General features: G+C 65.2%; 5 protein-coding genes and 1 pseudogene. All 6 read right to left on the reverse strand.

Going from position 1 to position 3,733, the window contains the following annotated elements; genetic code table 11:
• Positions 1 to 857, reverse strand: an 857-nt coding sequence (locus QZV72_RS14820; protein ID WP_367119109.1) for a tyrosine-type recombinase/integrase, incomplete at its 3' end; no start/stop codon positions are given.
• Between the two features lie 93 nt (positions 858 to 950).
• Positions 951 to 2,039, reverse strand: a complete 1,089-nt coding sequence (gene rhuM, locus QZV72_RS14825) for a RhuM family protein (RefSeq protein ID WP_297009519.1) — start codon at positions 2,037 to 2,039, stop codon at positions 951 to 953.
• 86 nt (positions 2,040 to 2,125) lie between these two features.
• Complete coding sequence (locus QZV72_RS14830; protein WP_297009521.1) at positions 2,126 to 2,554, reverse strand: hypothetical protein; 429 nt, start codon at positions 2,552 to 2,554, stop codon at positions 2,126 to 2,128.
• Positions 2,555 to 2,563: 9 nt separating this feature from the next.
• Positions 2,564 to 2,992: a hypothetical protein gene (locus tag QZV72_RS14835; RefSeq protein WP_297009523.1), complete on the reverse strand. Its 429-nt coding sequence runs from the start codon at positions 2,990 to 2,992 to the stop codon at positions 2,564 to 2,566.
• 2 nt (positions 2,993 to 2,994) lie between these two features.
• Positions 2,995 to 3,378: an ImmA/IrrE family metallo-endopeptidase gene (locus tag QZV72_RS14840; protein WP_297009525.1), complete on the reverse strand. Its 384-nt coding sequence runs from the start codon at positions 3,376 to 3,378 to the stop codon at positions 2,995 to 2,997.
• A pseudogene (locus QZV72_RS14845) lies at positions 3,359 to 3,733 on the reverse strand (hypothetical protein); the annotation flags it as partial. The pseudogene QZV72_RS14845 and the gene QZV72_RS14840, both read right to left, overlap by 20 nt.

A 3,733-nucleotide genomic window follows, 5' to 3' on the forward strand; every position in this document is an offset into this window, starting at 1 on the left:
CCGAGGTCATCCACGTCCCGCTGGACGCGCAGTCGGCCACGACCGGCGGCCAGGTCGCCGACGCGGAAGCCGAACGCCTCCCCAGGTCGCACCCCGGTGCGTACGAGGAGTTCCACCGCGGTCCTGATCCGGGGATCAGCAGGCTCGTCCTCGTCAATGGCCCCGGCGGTGTCCTGCCCCTGGTCCCCGTCGGCAGCCTCGCGCTCTCGGGCAGCGGCTGCCTCGTCGAGGCCATCAGCGGCGGCGAACAGGCGGTCCACCTCCTCGACGGTGAGGTACCGGCGCTCCGAGGGCTTCTGGGTGGGGAGGTCCTTCGACTTCATGGGGTTGTGCAGGATCACCCGCTCCTCGGCGGCGAGGTCCAGTAGGGCCTTCATGACGATGCCGGCAAGGCGCTTCGCGGCGTCCCCGAGGGGGCGGGGGTCGTCCCCGGGCTTCACGCCCTTCGTCGTCGTCAGGGACGCGATCCAGGTGGAGATCTCCGCACGCCCGAGGGTGTGGCACGGCCGGTCACCGAACTGCCCGTTGATGCGCCGCCACGTGGAGTTGTAGTTGTCGAGCGTGGACTTCGCCTTGTCGGATTTCGTCGGGATCCACAGGTCCCACATGTCCGCGAGGGTGACGGCCTTCTTGTCCTTGGTGATCCAGGTGCCCTCGGTCTGCTTCACGACGACGCCGGCGGCGAACTCCTCGGCGGCGTCCTTGGTGGTGAACGTCTCGGAGACGGGGACGCCGGCCTCGGTCCACACGACCTGCCAGCGCTTGCCGATGCCCCACCGGGCGGAGTGGACGCGGGTGGTGCGGCTGGTCTTGTCGGGGTTCTTCTTGGTCCAGAGGTCACGGACACTGGCGGCCATCGGGTAGCCTCTTCCTCGTCTTCCGTTGTGCTTGGCTGTGCATTGGTGGACGATCCGGCCCTCACCGTCCTGCCCGACGGTGGGGGCCTGTTGTTACTCTCTCGTGCGGGGCGCGAGTCTCTTCCGGTCGGTGAGGATCTGTCGCTCGATCGTCTGGAGCTGGTCCAGCTGTTCGGCTTCGATCTGCGCATCGACCGGGCCACGGCGTTTGGCATCGAAGAGCGCGTACCGCTCGGCCGCGAGCTCCTTGGCCTTGTCCATCTGGATTCGACCGCTGTCGTGAAGCGCCTCGTAGTCGTTGAACTCGATGAACTTGTCGGTCCGTGCGAGCCAGTCGTCCATGTAGACGACCTTGCGCCCTTTCGCCTGGTCTTGGGCGTAGGTGAGGAACCCGTCGGTGAAGCGGTTGAGTCGTTCAAGCTCGTCATGGGTGAGGTAGTTCTTCGCGGTGAGAGCGTCGGCCTTGAGCGCCTTGTCATTCTTGAACGTGGTGAGTCCGAGGTTGTCGGCAGTGGGATCACAGCGGGTGGCGATGATCTCTCCTGCTGTCTGGCCGGTGACCGCGTAGTGCAGCTTGTTCTGGATGCGCTGGAAGAACTGGGTGCAGCGGGGGTCGTCCTTGTCGTAGTCGGCGCAGAGGGCGAAGACGTCGAGGATCTGCTTGGAGAGGCGCTTCTCCGAGGTGCGGATGTCTCGGATGCGTGCGAGCAGCTCATCGAAGTAGTCAGCCCCGCGCGGGTCTTTGAGCTTCTCGTCGTTCATGGCGAAGCCCTTGATGAGGTACTCGGAGAGGATCGTGCTGGCCCAGGTTCGGAACTGGATGCCGCGGGTGCCGCGGACCCGGTAGCCGACAGCGAGGATGGCGTCGAGGTTGTAGTGGGCGACGGTCCGGCGGATGGTCCGGTCACCCTCGGATCGAACCTGCAAGAATTTCTTGCTAGTTCGATCCCTGGTCAGCTCACCCTCGGCGTAGATGTTCCGGAGGTGGGTGGAGACGTTGGCCGTCGTCACGTCGAACATGCGGGAGATCTCCGAGGGGGTCATCCAGACGGTCTCGTCAACCACCCGGAGGTGAACCTCGGTGCTCCCGTCCTCGGTGGTGTAGATGACGAACTCGCCGAGCCCGTCGATGTTCTCGACGACGATGTCCTGGTCGTCGTAGCTGTCCATGTCGTCGCTCACTTCTTCAACTTCCTGTTCGGTCGACACTTCGGTTCTCACCGTCCTTGCCCGACGGTGGAGGCCTTCTTGCTGCTGTAGTTCCTTGGTTAAGACACGACTTCCGGCCCCTGATCCCCGCGCTTGAGGACCTCCCCACCGAGCACTCCCGCGGCTTCGCTACAGGTGGTCAGGGGAATGAGACGGCACGTGAAGCCCCAGTTCTCTCCTACGACCATCTCCAGGATGTCCTGGTCTCCATCGAACTTCACGGCGGCGTATAGCTCCATGCTGCTGGACTCCATCTCGACGATCGAGAAGGTCTGCTGCTCGCCCCCTAGGTCGCAGAACGCCATTTCAGACTCGGGGTAGGGGGACCACCGCTCGCAAGCGAGGTCGGAGGCATCGAGTTTCGCTTTCGCATCGTCAATGGAGTGGATGGTCGAACGCTTCGGGTCATCCCCATCGCACGCGGCAAGCGTCAGCGCCAGGGCAGACAGCGCGCCGGCGGCCAGGGGCTTCATGATGTTGATGTTCATGGATGCCTCTCAGTAGTTCGGGGCAAGCCGGAGCTGCCCGCCGATAGCGTCGATCCAGCGTTGAGCCTGGGCCTCGTTCGCGCAGTCCACCGTCCAGCCCGGGCCATCAACCATCGCCGGCGCTTCCTCGGCCCAGGACTGCTGGTTGCGGAACTGGTTGATCCGCTGGTTCTTCCATCCCTCCGAGGAGAACGTAGCCAGCGAGGCCCTGGCGCCGTACTTGTCTGTGCAGGTCGCGTACTCATCGACTTCCGAGGGGGCAGTAGTGCTGGAAAGCCACTCACACCCGAGACCGGTACCGCCCACTGCCTCCTTCCACTCGGACATGGAGCCGTAAGTACGGGCGTCCGGGGCGGTTCCCTCCTCGCCATCTCCACCGCACGCGGCAAGCGTCAGTGTCAGGGCAGACAGCGCGCCGGCTGCCAGGGTCCTTTTCATGGTCATACTCTCGTGATCCTCTCGTGAACATCCCGCCAGACGGCGATGACGTGTGTGGTGACACCCAGCTCGGCAGCCAGCCGCGCCGGGTGTGGGCCGAAGGCGAGTTCGGCAGTGCGGTACAGCTCCGGGTCAATGAGGATGTCCGCGGCATGACGCCACGCCCGGGCTTCCGCCCGACGGTTCTCCCCACAGGAGTCACCGTGGGTGAAGTGCCCCAGCTCATGCGCCAGCGCGCAGACCGTGTCCGGCTCCGTCATCCCGAGCTGCAGGCTGATCTTCCGCGGCGGCCGCCAAGCGGCCTTCGGACCGCCCCGGTGCCACGTGATCCGCAGCCCGTGGTTGACCGCGACGTCGATCAGCGTGTCAGTCGATGGGGTCCTCACCGCGCTCTTCCCTCGCCTTGCCCTCGTCAATGGTCGAGTCCGCGGCGTACGTCCCAGGTTCCCAGTCGAAGTCGCGGACCGTCCCGTCATCATCGTCGGCATCCGGGACACCGCTCTCATTCTTCGAACGTTCGGGGGTGAACACAGAAGAAGTGTCCAGGTTGCCCTTACCCCCGCGCCGGGCGGCGAGCTCGTCCTCGTCGGCGTCGAAGTGGGGGGACACCTCTCCGTCCTCGCCGTGGAAGAGACGGACGGCCTCCGGGTCGACGCGGGACTTCATCTCGTCGAGCAGATCGAGGTTCGTCGCGTAGCCGAGTGCCTCGGCCACTCCCACGACATCGACCTCATCGGGGGA

The sequence above is a fragment of the uncultured Corynebacterium sp. genome, from assembly GCF_902782855.1.
Taxonomy (GTDB): Bacteria; Actinomycetota; Actinomycetes; order Mycobacteriales; family Mycobacteriaceae; genus Corynebacterium.

Coding starts and splice junctions, on each gene's coding strand:
- QZV72_RS14830 (WP_297009521.1), bottom strand. CDS start 2,554: ATGAACATCAACATCATGAAGCCCCTGGCCGCCGGCGCGCTGTCTGCC.
- QZV72_RS14835 (WP_297009523.1), bottom strand. CDS start 2,992: ATGAAAAGGACCCTGGCAGCCGGCGCGCTGTCTGCCCTGACACTGACG.